The 17,716-nt window shown below is 59.7% G+C and carries 33 protein-coding genes; 18 read left to right on the plus strand and 15 right to left on the minus strand.

Translation table 11 applies throughout. The annotated features are described in order from the left end of the window. Nucleotides 1-77: 77 nt before the first annotated feature. The 15 genes from HNR62_RS05210 to HNR62_RS05275 form a co-directional block, all read right to left on the minus strand. Complete coding sequence (locus HNR62_RS05210; RefSeq protein WP_204795026.1) at nucleotides 78-599, minus strand: Rha family transcriptional regulator; 522 nt, start codon at nucleotides 597-599, stop codon at nucleotides 78-80. Nucleotides 600-786: 187 nt separating this feature from the next. Beyond that, complete coding sequence (locus HNR62_RS05215) at nucleotides 787-1,488, minus strand: hypothetical protein (protein ID WP_204795027.1); 702 nt, start codon at nucleotides 1,486-1,488, stop codon at nucleotides 787-789. Then, on the minus strand, nucleotides 1,460-1,903 hold the full coding sequence (locus HNR62_RS05220) for a hypothetical protein (protein WP_204795028.1): 444 nt from the start codon (nucleotides 1,901-1,903) through the stop codon (nucleotides 1,460-1,462). Before HNR62_RS05220 ends, HNR62_RS05215 begins: the two co-directional genes overlap by 29 nt. Next, a complete protein-coding gene (locus HNR62_RS05225) occupies nucleotides 1,891-2,076 on the minus strand; it encodes a hypothetical protein (protein WP_204795030.1) in 186 nt (61 codons plus the stop codon). Before HNR62_RS05225 ends, HNR62_RS05220 begins: the two co-directional genes overlap by 13 nt. Before the next feature lie 82 nt (nucleotides 2,077-2,158). Beyond that, on the minus strand, nucleotides 2,159-2,464 hold the full coding sequence (locus HNR62_RS05230; RefSeq protein ID WP_204795031.1) for a Ref family recombination enhancement nuclease: 306 nt from the start codon (nucleotides 2,462-2,464) through the stop codon (nucleotides 2,159-2,161). Further along, the gene (locus HNR62_RS05235; RefSeq protein WP_204795032.1) at nucleotides 2,461-2,910 is read right to left on the minus strand and encodes a recombination protein NinB; all 450 of its coding nucleotides are present in this window, start codon (nucleotides 2,908-2,910) and stop codon (nucleotides 2,461-2,463) included. The genes HNR62_RS05230 and HNR62_RS05235 overlap by 4 nt, the downstream gene beginning before the upstream one ends. A gap of 328 nt (nucleotides 2,911-3,238) precedes the next feature. Next, the gene (locus HNR62_RS05240) at nucleotides 3,239-3,754 is read right to left on the minus strand and encodes a hypothetical protein (RefSeq protein ID WP_204795033.1); all 516 of its coding nucleotides are present in this window, start codon (nucleotides 3,752-3,754) and stop codon (nucleotides 3,239-3,241) included. Then, on the minus strand, nucleotides 3,751-4,335 hold the full coding sequence (locus HNR62_RS05245; protein ID WP_204795035.1) for a hypothetical protein: 585 nt from the start codon (nucleotides 4,333-4,335) through the stop codon (nucleotides 3,751-3,753). The genes HNR62_RS05240 and HNR62_RS05245 overlap by 4 nt, the downstream gene beginning before the upstream one ends. After that, nucleotides 4,332-4,568: a TBP family protein gene (locus HNR62_RS05250; RefSeq protein WP_204795036.1), complete on the minus strand. Its 237-nt coding sequence runs from the start codon at nucleotides 4,566-4,568 to the stop codon at nucleotides 4,332-4,334. Before HNR62_RS05250 ends, HNR62_RS05245 begins: the two co-directional genes overlap by 4 nt. Then, nucleotides 4,565-5,254, minus strand: coding sequence for a replication protein P (locus HNR62_RS05255; RefSeq protein WP_204795037.1), 690 nt, complete (start codon nucleotides 5,252-5,254; stop codon nucleotides 4,565-4,567). Before HNR62_RS05255 ends, HNR62_RS05250 begins: the two co-directional genes overlap by 4 nt. Before the next feature lie 2 nt (nucleotides 5,255-5,256). Continuing rightward, nucleotides 5,257-6,072, minus strand: a complete 816-nt coding sequence (locus tag HNR62_RS05260; protein ID WP_204795038.1) for a hypothetical protein — start codon at nucleotides 6,070-6,072, stop codon at nucleotides 5,257-5,259. Then, nucleotides 6,072-6,194 carry a hypothetical protein gene (locus HNR62_RS16285; RefSeq protein WP_275588073.1) on the minus strand — a complete coding sequence of 41 codons (123 nt, stop codon included), beginning with the start codon at nucleotides 6,192-6,194 and terminating at the stop codon, nucleotides 6,072-6,074. Before HNR62_RS16285 ends, HNR62_RS05260 begins: the two co-directional genes overlap by 1 nt. Nucleotides 6,195-6,367: 173 nt before the next feature. Further along, nucleotides 6,368-7,075 carry a phage antirepressor KilAC domain-containing protein gene (locus HNR62_RS05265; RefSeq protein ID WP_204795039.1) on the minus strand — a complete coding sequence of 236 codons (708 nt, stop codon included), beginning with the start codon at nucleotides 7,073-7,075 and terminating at the stop codon, nucleotides 6,368-6,370. Nucleotides 7,076-7,085: 10 nt separating this feature from the next. Then, nucleotides 7,086-7,274, minus strand: a complete 189-nt coding sequence (locus tag HNR62_RS05270) for a hypothetical protein (protein WP_204795040.1) — start codon at nucleotides 7,272-7,274, stop codon at nucleotides 7,086-7,088. A 55-nt stretch (nucleotides 7,275-7,329) separates the two neighbouring features. After that, on the minus strand, nucleotides 7,330-7,560 hold the full coding sequence (locus HNR62_RS05275) for a Cro/CI family transcriptional regulator (RefSeq protein WP_204795041.1): 231 nt from the start codon (nucleotides 7,558-7,560) through the stop codon (nucleotides 7,330-7,332). Between the two features lie 35 nt (nucleotides 7,561-7,595). Between HNR62_RS05275 and HNR62_RS05280 the strand changes: the two genes are divergently transcribed. From HNR62_RS05280 to HNR62_RS05365, 18 genes are all read left to right on the plus strand, one after another. Further along, nucleotides 7,596-8,309, plus strand: coding sequence for a S24 family peptidase (locus HNR62_RS05280; protein WP_204795043.1), 714 nt, complete (start codon nucleotides 7,596-7,598; stop codon nucleotides 8,307-8,309). Nucleotides 8,310-8,906: 597 nt separating this feature from the next. Further along, nucleotides 8,907-9,353: a tellurite resistance TerB family protein gene (locus tag HNR62_RS05285; protein ID WP_204795044.1), complete on the plus strand. Its 447-nt coding sequence runs from the start codon at nucleotides 8,907-8,909 to the stop codon at nucleotides 9,351-9,353. Continuing rightward, entirely contained in the window at nucleotides 9,350-9,508 is a 159-nt protein-coding gene (locus tag HNR62_RS05290) for a DUF3927 family protein (protein ID WP_204795046.1), read from the plus strand. The genes HNR62_RS05285 and HNR62_RS05290 overlap by 4 nt, the downstream gene beginning before the upstream one ends. A gap of 495 nt (nucleotides 9,509-10,003) precedes the next feature. Next, on the plus strand, nucleotides 10,004-10,192 hold the full coding sequence (locus HNR62_RS05295) for a hypothetical protein (RefSeq protein WP_204795047.1): 189 nt from the start codon (nucleotides 10,004-10,006) through the stop codon (nucleotides 10,190-10,192). A gap of 12 nt (nucleotides 10,193-10,204) precedes the next feature. Then, a complete protein-coding gene (locus HNR62_RS05300) occupies nucleotides 10,205-10,642 on the plus strand; it encodes a hypothetical protein (protein ID WP_204795049.1) in 438 nt (145 codons plus the stop codon). Beyond that, nucleotides 10,639-11,460 carry a PD-(D/E)XK nuclease-like domain-containing protein gene (locus tag HNR62_RS05305; protein ID WP_338044074.1) on the plus strand — a complete coding sequence of 274 codons (822 nt, stop codon included), beginning with the start codon at nucleotides 10,639-10,641 and terminating at the stop codon, nucleotides 11,458-11,460. The genes HNR62_RS05300 and HNR62_RS05305 overlap by 4 nt, the downstream gene beginning before the upstream one ends. Further along, entirely contained in the window at nucleotides 11,460-12,470 is a 1,011-nt protein-coding gene (locus tag HNR62_RS05310) for a recombinase RecT (protein ID WP_204795050.1), read from the plus strand. The genes HNR62_RS05305 and HNR62_RS05310 overlap by 1 nt, the downstream gene beginning before the upstream one ends. After that, a complete protein-coding gene (locus HNR62_RS05315; protein ID WP_204795051.1) occupies nucleotides 12,470-13,576 on the plus strand; it encodes a hypothetical protein in 1,107 nt (368 codons plus the stop codon). The genes HNR62_RS05310 and HNR62_RS05315 overlap by 1 nt, the downstream gene beginning before the upstream one ends. A gap of 35 nt (nucleotides 13,577-13,611) precedes the next feature. Beyond that, nucleotides 13,612-13,803, plus strand: coding sequence for a hypothetical protein (locus HNR62_RS05320; protein ID WP_204795053.1), 192 nt, complete (start codon nucleotides 13,612-13,614; stop codon nucleotides 13,801-13,803). Continuing rightward, nucleotides 13,784-14,020: a hypothetical protein gene (locus tag HNR62_RS05325; RefSeq protein WP_204795055.1), complete on the plus strand. Its 237-nt coding sequence runs from the start codon at nucleotides 13,784-13,786 to the stop codon at nucleotides 14,018-14,020. Before HNR62_RS05320 ends, HNR62_RS05325 begins: the two co-directional genes overlap by 20 nt. Beyond that, nucleotides 14,017-14,658 (plus strand): MT-A70 family methyltransferase, encoded by a 642-nt coding sequence (locus HNR62_RS05330; RefSeq protein ID WP_204795056.1) that lies wholly within the window; start codon nucleotides 14,017-14,019, stop codon nucleotides 14,656-14,658. Before HNR62_RS05325 ends, HNR62_RS05330 begins: the two co-directional genes overlap by 4 nt. Nucleotides 14,659-14,824: 166 nt before the next feature. After that, nucleotides 14,825-15,670: a hypothetical protein gene (locus tag HNR62_RS05335; protein WP_204795057.1), complete on the plus strand. Its 846-nt coding sequence runs from the start codon at nucleotides 14,825-14,827 to the stop codon at nucleotides 15,668-15,670. 11 nt (nucleotides 15,671-15,681) lie between these two features. Beyond that, entirely contained in the window at nucleotides 15,682-15,975 is a 294-nt protein-coding gene (locus tag HNR62_RS05340) for a hypothetical protein (RefSeq protein ID WP_204795059.1), read from the plus strand. Then, nucleotides 15,968-16,207, plus strand: a complete 240-nt coding sequence (locus tag HNR62_RS05345; RefSeq protein ID WP_204795060.1) for an ANR family transcriptional regulator — start codon at nucleotides 15,968-15,970, stop codon at nucleotides 16,205-16,207. The genes HNR62_RS05340 and HNR62_RS05345 overlap by 8 nt, the downstream gene beginning before the upstream one ends. Then, nucleotides 16,204-16,422, plus strand: a complete 219-nt coding sequence (locus HNR62_RS05350) for a helix-turn-helix domain-containing protein (RefSeq protein ID WP_204795062.1) — start codon at nucleotides 16,204-16,206, stop codon at nucleotides 16,420-16,422. Before HNR62_RS05345 ends, HNR62_RS05350 begins: the two co-directional genes overlap by 4 nt. Nucleotides 16,423-16,524: 102 nt before the next feature. Beyond that, the gene (locus tag HNR62_RS05355; protein WP_204795063.1) at nucleotides 16,525-16,959 is read left to right on the plus strand and encodes a hypothetical protein; all 435 of its coding nucleotides are present in this window, start codon (nucleotides 16,525-16,527) and stop codon (nucleotides 16,957-16,959) included. Continuing rightward, nucleotides 16,956-17,171 carry a hypothetical protein gene (locus tag HNR62_RS05360; protein WP_204795064.1) on the plus strand — a complete coding sequence of 72 codons (216 nt, stop codon included), beginning with the start codon at nucleotides 16,956-16,958 and terminating at the stop codon, nucleotides 17,169-17,171. The genes HNR62_RS05355 and HNR62_RS05360 overlap by 4 nt, the downstream gene beginning before the upstream one ends. A 165-nt stretch (nucleotides 17,172-17,336) precedes the next feature. Further along, nucleotides 17,337-17,708: a hypothetical protein gene (locus HNR62_RS05365; RefSeq protein ID WP_204795065.1), complete on the plus strand. Its 372-nt coding sequence runs from the start codon at nucleotides 17,337-17,339 to the stop codon at nucleotides 17,706-17,708. Nucleotides 17,709-17,716: the final 8 nt, after the last annotated feature.

Genomic DNA, 17,716 nt, shown 5'->3' on the forward strand with positions numbered 1-17,716 from the left:
GGCGATCTCCGGGCATAAAAAAACCGCCATTAGTGGCGGTTGTTGGTAATGGTATCCCGCACCTGGCGGGAGGTAACTCAGTGCAGCTTCAACGGCATCTGGGCGATGGCCTTCAGCTCTTCCATTTTGTTTTCCAGATCGGGCTTGAGTTCCCGCCACTGCCGCAGCCCTCGCCCGCAGTCGCTGGCTTTAATCTCGGCTCGGACATAATCACGAGTAACGGCATTCAGTTCGGCGGTCACGCTGAATACTTCGCTCTGCAACTGCTCGGCCATCCAATCGAAGGCGTTGATGTACGCTTCCTTGATGCGGGCTGCTTTCTTACCAGTGAAACCCATCACCAGGAAAATGAAGCCGTTCTTGGTCATTTCAAAGTAAGGCTCGCTCTTTCCGTTTGCTAACTCGTTGATTTTTAAGCACTGCGCAAAATTGCGCTGGTTAAACTCATCCGAACATTGCAGGTTCCTGATGGCCCTGAGCACATCCTTGTGCTGCTTACCAAAGAACTCGGCAACCTTCATGGAGGTGGTGATGATTTGACTGTCATGGCGCTCGACCATGATCTGGAATTCGGTGTGACCAAAGGTCTGAATATTCATGTTAAGCACTCACTCAAGCCTAAATGGGTTGCAGGAAGGGTGGAGGCTTACCCACCTCTTCGGCTGTACGGGCCTATCCTGCAGAAAACAAAAAAGCCCGGCTGCTTCAATAAGAAGCGAGGCCAGGCTCGAAATAGAGTATTCGGAATTGTGGGGATAGCCTAACGCCAAAGGCGGCCGGAGGCAATCACTGCTCCCGCTCACCCTCAAGCCGTTTACGCAGCGCCCGCTTGAACGTCGTCGCCGCCGATTCCAGCTCGTCCAGCGCCTGATGCACGGCACGCACCGCCGCCACGCCCGCCATCCGCTCTATGATGCCCATGTCCGGCACCACCTTGCCGGTGCCATTGCACACCGCGCAATCGCCACCTTTGCGCAGCATCTTGCCGGTGCCTGCGCATTTGGGGCAGCGTCCGGTGGTCATGATCTCCTGCTCGCAGCGTACTCTGGCCGCGGTCAGTATCTCGTCATGAGTGGCCTGCAAGCGGGCGGCTTCGGCCTCGCCCCCCTTCTCTTTCTCTTTTGTTATCAATACCTTGAGCTTCGCGGCCCGTCTGCGCTCCCGGTCCCAGCGCGGGTGTTTGGCCACCAGGCTACGCAGTTGCTCGGGCAAGGGTCGGCGCAGATAGATGGCCAGGGTCAGTTCCGGCAGGGTTGCGCAGTGCGCAGAGTGCGCAGTCAGACGAGTGCGCAGATGCGCAGTGAGTTGCGCAAGGGTGCTGGACTCTCCCCCGTGCTCGGCCTGTGCGGCCAACCATCCCAACGGATGACGGCCCGATACCGCACCCAAGGCGCCCACTACCTGCTCCCGGCTCATCAGGCCGGAGCCACCGGTTTGCCCTATCCGCATACTGCGCGCCTCAAACATTCCCATGACCATCGCCATCATCGCCCTTCGCTCCCGTCGTTATCAGCTGCTCAAGCCAGCGCCTGGCAGTACCGTTTTTGATGTGCTCTGGTGTTACTTCGATGACCCGCCACCCCAGTTCGATGGCGGTGTTCATCTTCTCCCGGTCGGCTACAAAGCCCTTACCCCGGGTATGACGGCCGCCGCTGTGGACGCCGCCGTGCAATTCCATGGCGATTTTCAAGTCGGGCCAGGCGTAGTCGAACCGCCAGCGGCGGGTCGGGTGAAAGCGGTGCTCGGTTACATGTTCGGGCAGCCCCAGCAGTATCGCCTCGGCCTTGCCCGCCAGGGCGGAGGCCTGCGCCCGCTTCTTCGCCGCACCGGCAGTGCGCTTACCCTTGGCTTTGGTCTTGATGCCCAGGTAATGCGCCGCCTCGGCGACCGTCAGCCGGAGCACGCTGCCGCATCCAGTAGATGGCCAACGCTCAGCTCGGCCTCCCGGTGGTGCCAGGCCTCGTTAATGTCGTCCGCCTGCTCCGGGTGTTTGGCCGCCTTGCGACTGGCCATGATATCCAGCGTCTGGCGGGTTTTCGCCTTGCGGAAATGCCGCAACCATCCATCTATACCCATCGACCAAACCCCATTGAAATCGTGTGAATAGTGTACATAAATCCAGTAAAAAAGCCACCCTCAAAGAGTGACTTTTTCGTTATTAAACAAAGAGTTCGGTCAGCTTTTCCAGATCTGAAAGGGTCTGTTTCAGCAGCTCCAGCTCGGTGCCATGTTGCGCCTGCCAGCCCCTTGGATTGGCATGAAAACCGGTGGGGTAACTGGCCCTGTGATGCGGCGGGCATAACGGCAGCACCTCGGTATGTTTTGCCCGCTGCGCCATACCCCGGCCGGTGCGCAAGTGGTGGATCTCGGCGGGCGTCGGCCCATAGCCCAGGTTCCTGCACGCCACACAGCCCAACGAGGAAACCAGATCCAGATGCCGACGCTCTGCCTTGGTTTTGCTCATGCCTCCTGCTCCCGCTTCAGTTTCATGTATTCGCTGTGCTCCGGTACCGGCAACAGGCAGCCGATGTTCAGTGCCCAGGCCTCTATCGATTCCAGGTAATGGGTGAAACTGCCGGTGCTCAGCCCCGTGGTACTGCGCAGCGCTCGGGTGACGGTGACCTCGCCGGTGATCACGTCCACCAGTTCCTGCTCCTTCATGCCCAAAAACGAATGGCGCATGGCATCGTGACACCAGTCCTTGGTGGCAAACTTGCGGCCCCGGTTGGTCAGGTACCGGGACAGCTCGGTCAACCACATCCAGTACAGGGCGTTTTGGTCCAGCGACCGCTTGCGCTTGTGCGGCTTGAGTTCGGCCACCAGTGGCTTGTTAAGCGGCAGCGCCCTGGCGGCCAGCATGAAGGCATCGAAGTCAGCCGGCTGCTGGATAATCATCTGGAGCTGACTCACTCGCTTACCCTCCCCTCATTGCCCGGTAATGATTCAGCCAACGCTTGGCCCCTGCCTGTTTCTCTTCCGGCATCTTGCGCAACTCCTGGGTTATGTCGTGCCGCGCAATCTCCCGCGTTCTGAGGCGGTGCAACTGCAAACTTGCCCATCGCCCTAGCTGTTGGTCCAGAACGTCGGCAGGCGTCGATTCCGGGGCCGCCACGTTGACCCAGGGCCCCGTCATCCGGTTGGTTATTGCTGTTGTCATACTTGACCATATTCCATAACTCGACTACCCACATCACCGATACGACCAGCCCCAGGCTGGCCATCACTAGATTCCACAGCGTCATGCCAACACCCTGACCGGCCAGACTTCACGAAAGCGCAGCGCCCGGCGCAGATAGGGCTCGTCTTCCGGATGGCGCAGCGTCGGCGTGACCGTGGCGCTCTCTATCTCCCGGCCCTGGCTGCGATTGGTGCGAATGGGCGGTTGCTGCCAGCCACTGGCCACCAGCTCGGCGCGCACATTGCTAACCAGCCGTTCGGAGCACCGCATGTTCTTGGACAGCCGGTGGTTGTTGATACCGCCGTCCGCCAGCAGTGCCTGCCGTACCCGCTCGCGGGTCAGCTCTACTTTGGTCGGCACCCGCTCCAGGTCAAACAGGGTGCGGCGCGGTACCCGGCGAACATCGGCCTGCCACATGCCGGTGCTGTCACTGGCGTGCTCCAGCTCGGACATCACGCTGCTGGCGGCGCTTTCGGTCGCGCCCAGCAGTTCGGCGATTTGCTGATACTCCAGCGGCTCGCCCCCGGCGGTAAAATACTCGGCCAGTCGCTCCTTGCGGGTCTTTGCCTTGCTCATGCCTGCGCCCTCCCTGCCGTAGCGGGTGCCGGCCACAGCTGACGGAAGCGCCGGCTCATCTCGCCGCCGACCACCTCATCCTTGTGGATCAGGCTGTTGGCCATATCCTGCTGCCGCTTCACTTTGGCGCTACGTTTGGCCTTCGGCTTCGGTGGCTTGCCGGCCGGGCCATACTGACGGAATGTCTTACGGGCATAGCTGGCGGTGCCGGGGCTGCAATCGGCCATCTGGGCCAGCTGGCTCAGGGTGTATTGCCGGCCGGGGTTGTCGATCAAGATCTGCTTCACCCGGTCAGACGCGAAGTGCGCGCTGATGCTGGGCAACGCCAAAATGGCGATAATTTTGATTTCACTGCGCACGCCGCCGGCCTCGCTCTTGACCATCCGCTCGTCCCAACCGGTGCGACCACACCACTCATCCCCCATCATGGTGGCCCGCACTATGGCGTCCGCCGCCTGGCGTTCGGACAGTCCGGTCAGGGCCGCCACTTCGGTGAATCCCAGCCAGCCGCCATGCTGGTGCGCAGCCTTGACGACTTTAATGGCGTTCTCGTTTGGTTTGGCCGTTCCCAGCTTGCTCATGCCTGCTCCCTCCGGGTGAAGCGGTACCCAGCCCGGCGCGCCTTGTCGGCCACGGTTTTGCGGTTGATGCCCAGCTCGGCGGCCGCCTGCATCTGGTTCATGCCCTTGCCGCCAATGAAGTGCTGCATGACTGCGGTATCCACCTGCTCGATCAATGCCGCGTACAGCTCCGGCTCGTATTTGTTGTGTTCCAGCCACTGCTTGACCAGGGCGTTCAGGGTTTGCGTGCTCATTGCTGTTCTGTCCCGTTGTTGTTGTTTTTGCCCAGCTTGGCGCGGACCAGTGCCAGCCCCTTGACGCCCGCTTTGCGGTAATACTCCTGCGAGTGCTGTACCTGCTCCCGGGTCGGCAATGCCTTCAGAATTTCCGCCTCCAGGTCTTCGCCCTCCAGCACCCGGCGTACCGCTATCTGATAGGCCCGATCGAATGCCGCCCGATAATCGGCCTCGGGCAGGGTCTTGCGCTCGTAGCGGGTCGCTTTCTCGGCCACCTTCACCGCCGGGTGGTTCATGCGCAGGCTGACCGCCTGCTGATAAGCCACTCCCATGGCCGGCAGGCCCATCGACTCCGGGGTGATCTCACACCATTTGATAAACATGCCAGGCGCCGGAAAGAAGGGGATATCCTGCTGGCGAGCAATGCGCATACCCCGGGCAATGGCGTCCAGACCGGTGATACCCGCCTCGATCAGCGCCTTGGCAAACTCCCGCTTGGCGCCGGTCAGGCTGTCGTCGGTCGGAAAGGCATGCTTCCAGGCCGGAAAGATGTTTTGCAGCTGGGTGAATACATCGCTCACCACCTTGCGATCCTGCTGGCTCAGGCTGGGGCGCTGGTACTGCTGCGGCTCGCTTGGCAGCTGTCGGTTGCTGCCGGTAATTTGGGCCAGCGACATGGGCCCCTGATTGCGTCGTTGTTCCATGCTCATATCCCCAGGTCATCCGCCCAAGACTGATCGTTGTTGGCACGATCCCAGTAGTCCTTGTCGTTTTCGCGTTGCGACGGTCCGGCTTGTGATACCGCCCAGTCGTTCAGGAATTCCAGCGCGGTGCCGAAGAAGCGTTGCGCCTGCATCACGAAGCCGGTGCCGGTCTGCCCCTTGGCCTGGCAGAAGGCGGCGTATCGGGCCAGCCCTTGCGCCATGACTTCAACGGTGTGGCCTTCCTTGAGGCGAGCATTGAAGTTCTGCCTGGCTCGATTCTTGGGGTTGCTGCCTTCGCGCTTGGGGTAGCAGGGCCAAAGCTCATCAAACGGATCGGCCTCAACTCGCGCGGGGTCTGTCGCCGTTTTTTTGGCGATGGACCTAGTGTCTATGTCTTGATTATTGGTATATGGATTACTGGTATACTGATTTGTCGGAGATTTTTCCGACCCCCCTCGGAAATTTTTCCGACCCTCATCGGATTTATTTCCGACCCAATTATCAGTGGTGTTTCGGTTCCACTCGGCCGCCTTTTGGGTGAGCCTGACAAGCGTTATTGAGTCGGTGCTACTCAAGGCAACGAGCCCCTTTTTCTGCAACGCCTTCAGCATGCGATAAACCGTGTCAGGTTTGTCAGTCAGTAGTGGCAACTCACTGACTACCTTGGATTTACTCAGCGTGTAGAACACCTCACCCTTGTGGGTGATCGCGTTACACCAGGACGGGCATTCATACACAAACGCGAACAGCATGGCTTGCTGAGAGTTAAGGCCCCACTCAAGGGCCTTGATTTGATTGATAACTACCCTGTACTGCATTACGACTCGCCCCTTTTTACGTGTGACTGGGCCAGCTCGGCGCCGCGCTCTACCAGCTCCCGCAGTGCCTCGCACGCACAATCCGAGGCGAAGTCGAGGTATATACCTACAACCTGATCCATGGGTAATCCACACAGGGCAACCGGAGCGTAATACGAGAACTCTGATCGGCCATCCGATCGCCTCATAAACACTTCCGGGGTGTTGATGGTGTTGCCATTCTTGAGGTAAATCTTTTCAAGCATGGTCGCGTGCTGAAAGGCCTCTGCCCACAGGGTTACTTCATATTCGCGCTTCATACCTCACCCCCATTAACCACTGCCTTGAGTACACCCACAGCCAACAGGCGGCGGGTCAACCACTGCTCGCCCTTACCGGTGATCAGCGGCGTGTGGCTAATCCGGGTTTCGGCGTTGGCCTCATAGGTGGACTGGCGAACGGTAAAGTAACCGCGCTCTATGTATTCCTGATACGGCAGGTTATGGCGGTCACCGCCGGTCATCAGGATGTTGTGCTCGCGCAGGATCTCGAAAATGCGCCTTGGGCCCAAACCGGACGACTTGGCAAAGTTGCCCAGCTTCACACCCTTGTCGGCCCCGGCAATGCGCTTGGCAAACTCCACGGCGGGCTTTTGCTGCTCGATCAGTGCTGCCTGTTGTGTCACCTCGTTTTGCAGATCGGTGATCACCATCAGGGTCATTTCGGCCTTAGAGAGGGGGCGGGCGGCTTTCTTTTCCAGCTCTTGCCAGCGGTCAACCAGATGAGCGGTGAACTCGGGAGAAAGCTGGGCAACTACCACGTAACTGTCGCGCTTGTTGACGTGGTAAATGATGGCAGGCCGGCCATTGGTCTTTTCCTCAGTTTGAGTAAAAGCAATCAGCCCCTTGTCGCGTAGGGTTTCCATGGTTCGCTTCACGTTGTCGTGCCGCACATCCACCAGATCGGCAATATCACGGCTGGACATGGTTAGCTCACCGGCAAAGGTGTTAATCGGTAAGTTCATGGTGTTCCCCTTAGCTGGCGGCTTGCAGTTGGGCTTTGCGGCGCACGAAAATGGCATTCAGCTCTGCCCAGGTGATGTACCTGCAGTTCAGCAAAACTGGCTTTCGGGTAGTTCTTTTATTAACATTGCTCATATCAATCATTCCTTGTGGTTGGTTCGAAGAAACCCGTGAGCCCTCGAAAGCAGCGGGTTTTTTCATTTCTACTTCCCCGAGTGGGGCTTCTTTTTGCTGTTTTCCTTACCTGGTGCCACGCTTAGGCGGCGATAAGCTTCTTTTTTAGTCCGTGCGGAAAGTGTTGGCGCATCCATGCCTTGGCTTTCTCGTCGGGGGTCAACTTGCCGTTGGATATACTGTGTGCGGCGGCCTGATACAGATCAGGGATGCGATCAAGCTGCCAGCGACTGACATAAGACCGACCGACCCCCAGCGCCTCCGCTGCCGCAACGCCAGATCCAAAGAAGTCGATTAATTCGCTATGGGTCATGGTGTACCTCCTAAACATTTACACGGAGTTTATTTGTGGAAACTTTAGAAGTCAACCCGAAGAGACTGCAATTTGTTTACCCTTGTAAACAAGATTGGCCAGCGAGAGCAGACATGAGATTGTTTTCAGAACGCGTTGCAGAGAGAATGCGGGAGTTGCAGATTAGGCAGGTGGATATCGCCGCAGCAACGAAGGCGACCAAGGGAGCTGTGTCAAAATGGATCAATCACAACGCCATACCCGAGGTTAAATATCTAATCCCTCTATCCAGGTGCTTAAAGGTAACGCCGGAATGGCTAACCAGTGGACGGGAGCCCAAGGAGCCAACAGGGATACAGTTTGAACCCACACGGAGAGTGCCCATCATTTCCAGCGTAACAGCAGGAAGATGGACGGCAAACTACAGCAGTGAGCACCTGGATAGCAGCACGGAATATCAAGTGACCACGTTAAATGTAAGCGGAGAAGCGTTTGCCCTGCGAGTTCAGGGTGATTCGATGACTAACCCATATGCCAGCCCCTCTATACCAGAGGGATCGATTGTAATTGTTGAACCACACCCGGCCCCGGACAGCGGCAGGATAGTGGTAGCCATGCTTGACGGCAGTGATGAAGCCACCATAAAGCGACTGCAGGTAGATGGCCCCAACCGCTACCTGGTGCCGCTCAACCCCAAGTATTCGACCATTCCCATCAATGGGAACTGCCGGATCGTGGGGTATGTCAGGCAGGTAATTCAGAACCTGTGATGGTCTTTCGGTACCTGGCTCGCGCCGCCAACCTTCTCGGTGCCACCCGTTACGGGTAGAAACTAAAAATAATTCAAAAAAATCAAAGCCCGCCCTGCGGGTTTTTTTGTGCCTGAAATTTAACCACCCCCCCCCCCCCCTCAGTTTCTTTCAGTAAACTTTATGCTTGACGGCAAAGTTTCCTTGAGTTAACTTTACCCCATCAACGCAGCGGGACGTAGCGCAGCAGGTTCTTTACACAATCGAGTCCAAGCGAGCAGTCGCAGAACCCTGGCGCAGGTCAGGCCCACCCGGTTAGCCGGTGACGCGGGGAATAACTGCAAAGACCCCAGCCGAGGGCAGCAATCCGGACGGCGCAGGGCAGAGTTTTAACGTTACCCACTGGCGTTAACAGTGGGCAACGGCAAGGGTTTTGAAGCTGCGACTCCCGAGAGGGTTTCTAGTTACGGTGACTAACAATCTCGGTACTCGTTACGAGGAAGACATTGGGGTAGTCAGGGCGAAAGAAAGCATTGGAGCGGATGGGCCAATCTCCAGCAGCAGAACCCTTGACCGTTGCACTGCAACCCTCATCAATGACCACAGAAGGAAATGGAAATGCTCAGTAAATTGTTTGGTAAGAAAACGGCGCAGGCCAAAGCAGAAGTGCAGAAGTTCAACAACCGCGACCTGATGGAGGCGATTGTTGGCGGCAGCCTGCTGATTGCTTATGCCGATGGTGAGTTGGAAGACGCCGAACTGGCCAACCTCGAGGCGCAGATCCAGGCCAACCCCTCACTGGATCACTTTGGCCCGGAGATCGGCAAAACCATCAACCGCTTTACCGCCATGTTCGACGCCGGATTCCGCATCGGCAAGATGAAGGTGCTGCGCGAAATCGCAGACATCAAGAACACCCCGCAAGAAGCGGAGGAAGTCTTCGTCACCATGATCACCATCGCCGAGGCGGATGGAGAAATTGAACCCGAAGAACTGGAAATCCTGAAGGAAGTAGGTCGGGTGCTGGGCGTCAGCCTCAAAGAATACGGTCTGGACGCGGCATGAGCCCCGCCTTTCGCAACCTGATGGCGGTCATCATGCTGCTGGCCATCGTCTTCATCGACTTCACCAGCCGGCTGCTATCGGTAGGTGTAGATCTACTGCTGGTCACCACCCTGGTCGTCATCCTGTGGCCCAAGGTGAAGCCCAGCAAAGCGTAATGCAGGCCCGGCACCTGCCGGGCTCATCGGCAAGAGCCAGGAGAAAGCGACGCGGAGCAACGTGCAGTCAGTGCGACTTTCACGCCGAACGGGCCATGGGGATTAAAGCATCCAGCTGCCTGGCTCTTGACCGATGATTGCCATGTGCGCCCGCCCAGTCAGCGGTGGCGGGATCCAATAACACTGACTGCTGAAGCTGCCGACTCCTTTGCCTGCTCGCTGCAGGTTTAAATGGCGGTGATTCAGCCGACTGGCCCCCGCTACGGGCCGCATATCGGCAAGACCTCTACCGCTCACACCATTTACTTGGCATTAAGCGGTGCCAGTTGGTAGAGGCCTTGACCGATGTGACTTCATCATCAGCACAGCGCCCGGCGCATTCCGAATTGTTACGCCAACCATTCCACTGCCTAGTGCTGGAGTGCGTCGACCGCTGTGTTGAACCCCGCTTGCCCGCCTTTGTTGCGGGCTTTTTTACACCCAACGGAGGCCCGTATGACCCCGATAACCCGGCTCAATGTGGCCGCCGTCATAACCGAACTCACCGCTCAAGGCTGGCAGCGCAGCTGCAAACGCAAGCGCCCGCCCTTCGAGTTCATCCACCACCACCACGCCCGGCTCGCCGCCATCGCCCAGCAGTTGCCCACCGGCAAGGGTCAGGCCACGTTCAGACCCCACTGGTAAGGAGTACCAACCATGCAACCACGCATTCAGAGCAGCTTCAACCGCCGCCCCCTGCCGCCCACCGCCGCCACCCTGGCCCGCCGCAAAGATCCGGAGCAGGCCGAGCGGGAGGCCCGTGAAGCCTACTGCGAACAGCATGTTGCCAACGAGCTAGCCGCCTTCGCCAAGCGCCCCCAGGGTGACCACCGGCAGGACGAAATGAGCTTGTGGCAACTATTCAGCGAGCGACAGGCCGACCGGGACGACCCGCTTAACCTACCCCTAAGCCGGATGTTGGTGGCCATCGCCACCATGCCCCCCGAGGCGCTGGATTACCTGCGCACCACCAACAGCGCCCTGGCCGATGCCGCCCTGCTTATCAGGCCGGAAATCGAGGACATGCTGAACGAGGAGGCCGCCGGGTTGTTCGACGAAGCCGACCGCACCGGTAACTGGGGGGATCTGCTGTGACCCCCATCACCGGCCCCGGCATCCACTACGACCTGAGCAACGAGGACTATCACAACAGCCCCGGCATCAGTAACAGCGGCCTGGGGTTGATAGATGAATCCCCCGCTACCTTCATCTGGAACCAAGCCGCTCCAGTGGATGAGGATAAGACCAAGCCGCTGGACATGGGTACCGCCCTGCACTGTATTTTGCTGGAGCCGGACGAATTCAAAGACCGCTTCATCATCGCGCCGGAATTCAACCGGCGCACCACGGCAGGCAAGGCCAATGAGCAGGCATTTTTATCGGAATGCTCGGATCTTGGCAAAACCATCATGACCGTCGAAGAGGGCCGCAAACTTAACTTCATGCGAGAGAGCGCCATGGCACACCCCGACGCCCGTTGGTTGCTGGAGTCAGAAGGCCACGCCGAAGCCAGTATCTACTGGACCGACAAGGAAACCGGCGAGCTATGTCGCATTAGACCCGACCGCTTCTTGAAAGACCGACCCATCATCATCGACGTTAAAAAAGTCGATGGCATGGACCGCTTTCAGCGCCAAGTGTTTGATTTTTGCTACCACCGCCAAGACGCCATGTATTGCGATGGCTACAAGCAGCACTTTGGCGAGGACCCCATATTCCTGTTCTTAATCGTTAGCTCAACCATCAGTTGCGGCAAGTACCCGGTGCGCGTCAGGCCGCTGGATGAAGAGGCCAAGCAATTGGGGCGTGAGCTGTACCGCAAGAACCTCAATGAGTACCACCGCTGCCGCGTCGAAGATGACTGGCACGACTTCCAACCAATTGAAGCCCCCTACTGGGCAAGGAGAACGTAATGGGTACGCAAGTGGCAGCCGGCACCGTCGGCGCGTTTTACGAAATGATGGCCCCCGAAATTGAAAAGCAGGGTATTTACTCCCTGCTGCCCGCCCACATCACGCCAGAGGCGTTTGTACGGGCCGCAGCGGTCGCCATGGCCAAAAGCCCCGACTTGGCAGAGGCAGACCCCAATACGGTTATCATGGCGCTGTCCGACTGCGCCAAAGACGGCCTAGTGCCAGACAACCGCGAGGCCGCGCTGGTGGTCTACAACTCCAAGGTCAAGCGCAATGGCCGCGACGAGTGGATCAAGAAAGCCCAATACCTGCCCATGGTGGACGGGGTGCTGAAACGCGCCCGCCAATCCGGCCAGATAGACGTCATCGCCGGCAAGGCCGTATTCGAGGGTGACGAGTTCGATTACTGGATGGACGAGAACGGCGAGCACATCAACTACCGCCCCAAGTTCGTTGGCCGTGGCGAGTTCATCCTGTCCTTTGCCTTTGCCAAGCTGAAAACCGGCGAGCTGATCGTCGAAGTAATGACCAAGGAAGAGGTGGACCGGGTGCGCAAAGCCAGCAAGGGCGGCCAGTATGGCCCCTGGGCTGACTGGTACGACCGCATGGCCGTCAAGAGCGCATTACACCGCCTGGCCCGCCGACTGCCCAACGCATCTGAGCTCATGGATATGCTGGAGCGCGGCCAGCCCATGGACTTTCACAAAGAAAAAGACGTTACCCCAGCACCGCCTCCCGTCGCCGCCATCGACCACCTGAAAGCCGCCATCGACGGCAAGCCCGCACCGGAGCAACCGCAATCAGTGTGGAGCGACGAGCAGGAAGATCGCTATCAGGAAGTGGTGGATCAGATGGGGATGGCACAGAGCCAGGGCGAACTCAGCGCCGCCGGCAATAGCTTGGCCACCCTGGGTGATCTGCCCGAAGGATACCGCGACACCGCCATGAAGGCGTACCGCGAGAAGAAGGCACTACTGGATGCCATGTTAAAAACAGAAGGAGTTGAATAATGAGCGAACAAGCCACCACCGAATTAGCGTTACCGGAAATCACCACCGAACTGGCGCCCAAAATATTCACCACTGGGGGGTTATCCCCCTTTATCGAGCGGGTAGCGGAGCAAGTGAAGGGTGAGGTGCCCGACTTAACCACCAAGAAAGGCCGCGCCCGCATTGCCAGCCTGGCCATGCAGGTGGCCCGCAGCAAAACCGCCGTGGAGAAGCCCGGCCGCGAATACCTCAAACAACTGAAGGCCATGCCCAAGACCGTGGAAACCGAGCTGCGCGAGTTCGTGCAGGCCATGGACGCCCTCCGCGACGAAGTACGGGCGCCGCTGAATGAATGGGAGGCGGTAGAGAAAGCGCGGGTTGCCGCCCATGAAGAGAAGCTGAGCAACATTCGCGGCTGGTTCGACCCCGAGCGCGATTACACCTCAGCTTACCTGAAAGACGAGATCCAGCAGCTCACCGCCACCTCAATTGCCGACATGGAAGAATTCACCGAGCAGGCGGCGCTGGCCAAAGAAGCCAGCCTGAAACGCATGAACGACGCTCTACCCGCCATTGAGGCCCGCGAAGCCGAGCAGGTGGAGCTGGAGCGGCTGCGCCAGGAAGCCGCCCGGCGCGAGCAGCAAGAACGCGAACAGCGCATCGCCATCGAGGCCGCCGCCCGCGCCAAGGCCGAGGCAGAACAGGCGGCCCAGGCCGAACGGGATGCCGCCATGCAGCGCGAAGCCGAGTTAAAGGCCCAGGCAGAGCAAGCGCAACGCGAAGCACAAGCCGCCGCAGAGCTGGCCGAGCAGCAAGCCATCAACGCAAGGCGACAGGCCGAACAAGATCGCATCGACGCTGAGCAGCGAGCGAAGCAACAACAGCAGCAAGCCATCGAGGCAGAACGCCAGCGCGTAGCCGCCGAGCAATTGGCGCAGCAGCAAGCAGCGGAGCAAGCCCGGCGCGAAGCCCAAGCCAAAGCCGCCAACGTCGAGCACCGCAAGCAGGTTAACAACGCCGCCCTGATTGGCCTGATGGCACACACCGACCTGACCGAAGAGCAGGCCAAAGCCGTGATCTGCGCCGTCGCCAAGGGGCAGGTATCCCATATCAACATTAGCTACTGACCACAGGGGCGCAAGCCCCTGCCCTGGAGGCCTGAATGCACACCATCCACCAGCGGCACCTGCCCAGCAGCCCCGAGCTGATGGCCATGGCCACCGCCAAGCGCAAAGGCAAGCCGTTCATGGTTGACGGCCTGCCCTACGCCCTGAACGAATGGCAGCCCAAAGAGGGCCGCATTCACATTACCCTGATCCCCTACGGAGCCACCCATGCCCGCACACCTGATTGATACCCGGTCCACCATCGTTGACGTAACCCAGGGCCGGCAGTGGCCGAGTGAAACCCGCATCGACCAGATAGGCCAGAACGGCCCAACCGGTGAGCATTACGACCTGGACGTGCTCTATGCCACCGAGGCCCGGCTGGAACGCGGCCTGGTCAACGTGCGTGAGCAAATTCGGGAATACGTGAATCAGCACAACCTGAACAAGCAGGGGGCGAAGTGAACCAGTACAGCCTTATTCTTGCCGATCCGCCCTGGCAATACCGCGACAAGTGCGGCAGTGGCGAGCGCGGCGCCCACTTCAAATACCCGGTGATGAGCCTGCAGGATATTTGCCGGCTGCCGGTGCATACCCTGGCCGCCGACAGCTGCCTGCTGGCGATGTGGTGGGTACCCACCATGCCCGCCGAGGCGCTGAAGGTGGTCGAGGCCTGGGGGTTCAGGCTGATGACCATGAAGGGCTTCACCTGGGGCAAGACCTACAAGAAGCAGACCGACAAAATCGCCATCGGCATGGGCCACATGACCCGAGCCAACAGCGAAGACATGCTCTTCGCGGTCAAGGGCAAGCTGCCGCCCCGCCTGAGTGCCAGTGTGCGCCAGTTGCAGATTTACCCCCGCATGGAGCACAGCGCCAAGCCGCCCGAGTTTCGGGATCATCTGGTCGAGCTGCTGGGCGACGTGCCGCGCATCGAGCTATTCGCCCGCCAGTCTGCACCGGGATGGGACCACTGGGGCAACGAGCTGGACAGCGCGATCAACATGTTTCCCGGCGCCTTTACCCAATCGCTGAGGCCGGCGCAATCACCGGAGCTCGCCCCGTTATCATCTGAGCAGGAGGCCGCATGTTCAACCGGATAACAAGTTGGCTCCGGGTCCGAAAGCGCCCCGAGCCGCAGGACGTGATCATCATCCGGCCGCCGGCATTCATCCCCTGGCCGCCACGACCGATCTACACCACCAAACATAAACGCGGCCCCGCCAAGGGCCGCCGTCGATATCAACCAACTCACGGAAGGGACACGCAATGACTGCCCAGCCCAATCTGAACACCCAAATCACCAAGCTCCAGGCCCAGCTCGACATGGCCGATCTGCTGGAGCTGGCCATCAACCGCCACAACCTGGAAGTGGTGGAAATGGAACGCCTGGCCGACTACAACGAGCAACTGCTGTCCGAGAACGCCGCCCAGGCCGAAATCATCAAGCAGCTGGAGGAACGCGCCGCCCAGTTTGAAGCGCGCCACGCCCGCGACATGGAGGCCATCACCAAGATAGAGCCCATCGCCAAGGCCGCGGTATCGCTGCGCCACACCCACGATCTGACCAAAGCCAACCTGGCCGCCGTGCAGAAAGAGCTGAACCAGCTCAAGGGCGGCGAGAATCCGAAGAAGCTGAAAGAGCAGATCAAGCGCAACAAGGAGAAAAACGCCGAACTCACCACCCGCAACGAGCGTCTTTTGCGCGAGGCCAAGGAGTATCGTAGCCAGCTCAAGACCCAGGGCGCCACCATAGACGCGCTGAAGAAGGAGGCCTATGTGTCCGGCGTGAAGAATGCCAACGGCGCCTTTACCCGGCTGTGGAGTGACGGCGTGCAGAACATCATCCTGTGGCCCGACGCCATCAAGATGCAGAACACCGAGACCGGCGATATCAGCGAAGGCCGCGCCTTGCTGTACATGCACAACTCCGGCCGCGGCGCCCTGCTGACCCTGGACGACACCACCGGCACCACCCAGATGGGCGCCTCACCCAAGGGCGGGCTCAAGATCTCCCGTCAAGCCAAGGACTTCACCGACGCTTGGCTGTACAAGGTCAACCAGGTGCAGGGCGGCGATATTACCGACGCCGATCTGCGCGTCACCGACATGTAAGGGCGGCCGTCATGATTGAGAACGTCATCAACCAGACCATGAGCGTGTGGCAGGAGCCCGGCAGCCAGTGCGAGGCCATCGGCCCGCGCCCCACGCCCACCATCATCGGCCAGACCGTCAAGGACAGGCGCGCCACCCTGGCGGTCATGTTATGTCAGGAGCTGGGCGCCACGGTCCCGGCCATCACCCAGGCTACCGGCGTCGGGGAAGACACCCAGCGGCTGATAGCCGAGCGCCGCACCGAAGACAGTAAGCGACTGGAGAGCATCTACCAGCGCGTAACGGGAACCAGAAAACATGCTTGACGTGCATTACATGAGAGTGGCGCGGGACGCCGCCAACAAGGAGCGCGACGGCCGGTATGACCAGGCGGCGCGCAAGTGGCACAAGGCCGGCCACATGACCAAGAGCCCGAAAAAAGTGGCCTGGTGCCAGGCACGGGAGGCCGCCTGCTGGAAGGCGGCCGGCTCACACGGCAAACCCCAGCCGGGCACCCTGCCCCAGTTTATGCACGTCCGTCGGGAGGTAATGGCATGACCATAGGCAGCAGAATCCGCACCCTGCGCGAGGCGCACAAACTGAGCCGGCCGGAAATGGCCCGGCGACTGGGCGACATGCCCTTTACCACACTCAAGAACTACGAGCTCGGCTACCGCCAGACCAGCGGCGCCATTATCGAGGCCATCGGCCGTTGCTTCGGCAAGAACTGGGTACTGTTCGTGCTGGGCATCGAGCCCCAGCCGAACGCCTGAACCCGACGGGGCGAGCCATCGCCCTGTTTCAACAACATCATAAATTGAGACAAGGCTTCGGTGTTGTCTCAAAAATACGAATAATTGAGACAAGGAATTCACATGAGTGATAGCAATGAGCTGATCCAAATGCTGGCCCTGCAGCAGATCCGCGAAGCCATCGGCGACCCCCACGGCAAGCTGATGCAGGATGAGGTGGTGGAGCGAGCGCGGGAGCTGGTAGCCGAGCGGGATGCGCTGGCGGCGCACGCTGCGTCGCTGACAGAGTGTTTCGACGACCTGATAGCGAGTAGCGAGGGTGTCACTGGGCTACACGGGAATGGCGAGATCGCACCGTGGGGCGATCTAACCGAGGGTGGCAGGTTTGAAGAGTGGCTTTTGCCTTTGTCGCAATCACCCGGCGCTAACCTGGCCGAGGTAAAGGCCCAGGCCATCGAAAGCTTCGCGGCATCCGTCCATCGCGACAGCATCCACAAGCCAACGCTGGTGGCTATCGCAAAGCATTACGCCGACCGCATCCGCAAGGAGGCGCAGTGACCAAACGCATCGCCCTCACCCTGTTCGCCGCCCTGCTGGGCGGCCCGGTGATGATATATGCCGCCTTCTCGTTTATCGCCTGGGATTGTAACCCGTACACCTGGAACGAATTCTGGCGCACCGTTTATCTGTTTGCGGCACTTGGCGCGGGCTCTGGGGTTTTCTTTGTACTGAAGCCCAACCATCCAGCACCATCGAGGTGGCTGCCATGACCGAACTCGAACCCTACACCGGCCCCTGCGCCGGGTGACCAGGCAACAAGTGCAGGGCATCGCCCTGCTGATCATCATCGGGGCCACGCTGCTGGCCCTGGCAGCGAAAGCCTGACAACCGCGCACCCCTCTACTATGCTGAACAATCAGGGTCGGGAGGTGCGCATGGAGCAACTGGACTGGGTTCAGGACGAGGAACTAATCAGGGAGTTGGTGGCCACGGTAAAATCGGACACGCTAAGCGGCGCGGCCAAGCTGGCGGCGGTGGCCAAACTACTGGCCCCGCTGGGGGTCGAGATACCGGAGCCACCATCGGCACCCGGCTTTACCGCCACCGATATTGGCAAGGATCTGGGACTGAGCGCCCAGGCCATCGGACGGCTGGCCAACAAGCACCGGCTCAAGGACGAGCGGCACGGCGAGTTCAGACTGAGCCAGTCCCGGCACAGCGCCAAGCAAGTCGAGACCTTTATCTACAACGAACAGGGCCGCCAGGCCTTGCAGCGGATAGCCCAGGCGCAAGCCCAGCCCGCATAGGGCAAGGC

The organism is Oceanisphaera litoralis (assembly GCF_016907015.1).
Lineage (GTDB): Bacteria > Pseudomonadota > Gammaproteobacteria > Enterobacterales > Aeromonadaceae > Oceanimonas > Oceanimonas litoralis.

Bases quoted from the DNA above. Each gene is read 5' to 3' on its own strand.
- HNR62_RS05365 (WP_204795065.1), top strand. From the start codon at position 17,337: ATGGAGCAACTGGACTGGGTTCAGGACGAGGAACTAATCAGGGAGTTG.
- HNR62_RS05345 (WP_204795060.1), top strand. From the start codon at position 15,968: ATGCTTGACGTGCATTACATGAGAGTGGCGCGGGACGCCGCCAACAAG.
- HNR62_RS05270 (WP_204795040.1), bottom strand. From the start codon at position 7,274: ATGAAAAAACCCGCTGCTTTCGAGGGCTCACGGGTTTCTTCGAACCAA.
- HNR62_RS05250 (WP_204795036.1), bottom strand. From the start codon at position 4,568: ATGAGCACGCAAACCCTGAACGCCCTGGTCAAGCAGTGGCTGGAACAC.
- HNR62_RS05340 (WP_204795059.1), top strand. From the start codon at position 15,682: ATGATTGAGAACGTCATCAACCAGACCATGAGCGTGTGGCAGGAGCCC.
- HNR62_RS05215 (WP_204795027.1), bottom strand. From the start codon at position 1,488: ATGATGGCGATGGTCATGGGAATGTTTGAGGCGCGCAGTATGCGGATA.
- HNR62_RS05320 (WP_204795053.1), top strand. From the start codon at position 13,612: ATGCACACCATCCACCAGCGGCACCTGCCCAGCAGCCCCGAGCTGATG.
- HNR62_RS05260 (WP_204795038.1), bottom strand. From the start codon at position 6,072: ATGCAGTACAGGGTAGTTATCAATCAAATCAAGGCCCTTGAGTGGGGC.
- HNR62_RS05295 (WP_204795047.1), top strand. From the start codon at position 10,004: ATGACCCCGATAACCCGGCTCAATGTGGCCGCCGTCATAACCGAACTC.
- HNR62_RS05350 (WP_204795062.1), top strand. From the start codon at position 16,204: ATGACCATAGGCAGCAGAATCCGCACCCTGCGCGAGGCGCACAAACTG.
- HNR62_RS05245 (WP_204795035.1), bottom strand. From the start codon at position 4,335: ATGAGCAAGCTGGGAACGGCCAAACCAAACGAGAACGCCATTAAAGTC.
- HNR62_RS05210 (WP_204795026.1), bottom strand. From the start codon at position 599: ATGAATATTCAGACCTTTGGTCACACCGAATTCCAGATCATGGTCGAG.
- HNR62_RS05240 (WP_204795033.1), bottom strand. From the start codon at position 3,754: ATGAGCAAGGCAAAGACCCGCAAGGAGCGACTGGCCGAGTATTTTACC.
- HNR62_RS05255 (WP_204795037.1), bottom strand. From the start codon at position 5,254: ATGGAACAACGACGCAATCAGGGGCCCATGTCGCTGGCCCAAATTACC.
- HNR62_RS05275 (WP_204795041.1), bottom strand. From the start codon at position 7,560: ATGACCCATAGCGAATTAATCGACTTCTTTGGATCTGGCGTTGCGGCA.
- HNR62_RS05230 (WP_204795031.1), bottom strand. From the start codon at position 2,464: ATGAGCAAAACCAAGGCAGAGCGTCGGCATCTGGATCTGGTTTCCTCG.
- HNR62_RS05290 (WP_204795046.1), top strand. From the start codon at position 9,350: ATGAGCCCCGCCTTTCGCAACCTGATGGCGGTCATCATGCTGCTGGCC.
- HNR62_RS05300 (WP_204795049.1), top strand. From the start codon at position 10,205: ATGCAACCACGCATTCAGAGCAGCTTCAACCGCCGCCCCCTGCCGCCC.
- HNR62_RS05335 (WP_204795057.1), top strand. From the start codon at position 14,825: ATGACTGCCCAGCCCAATCTGAACACCCAAATCACCAAGCTCCAGGCC.
- HNR62_RS16285 (WP_275588073.1), bottom strand. From the start codon at position 6,194: ATGGATCAGGTTGTAGGTATATACCTCGACTTCGCCTCGGATTGTGCG.
- HNR62_RS05265 (WP_204795039.1), bottom strand. From the start codon at position 7,075: ATGAACTTACCGATTAACACCTTTGCCGGTGAGCTAACCATGTCCAGC.
- HNR62_RS05325 (WP_204795055.1), top strand. From the start codon at position 13,784: ATGCCCGCACACCTGATTGATACCCGGTCCACCATCGTTGACGTAACC.
- HNR62_RS05285 (WP_204795044.1), top strand. From the start codon at position 8,907: ATGCTCAGTAAATTGTTTGGTAAGAAAACGGCGCAGGCCAAAGCAGAA.
- HNR62_RS05355 (WP_204795063.1), top strand. From the start codon at position 16,525: ATGAGTGATAGCAATGAGCTGATCCAAATGCTGGCCCTGCAGCAGATC.
- HNR62_RS05225 (WP_204795030.1), bottom strand. From the start codon at position 2,076: ATGGGTATAGATGGATGGTTGCGGCATTTCCGCAAGGCGAAAACCCGC.
- HNR62_RS05315 (WP_204795051.1), top strand. From the start codon at position 12,470: ATGAGCGAACAAGCCACCACCGAATTAGCGTTACCGGAAATCACCACC.
- HNR62_RS05310 (WP_204795050.1), top strand. From the start codon at position 11,460: ATGGGTACGCAAGTGGCAGCCGGCACCGTCGGCGCGTTTTACGAAATG.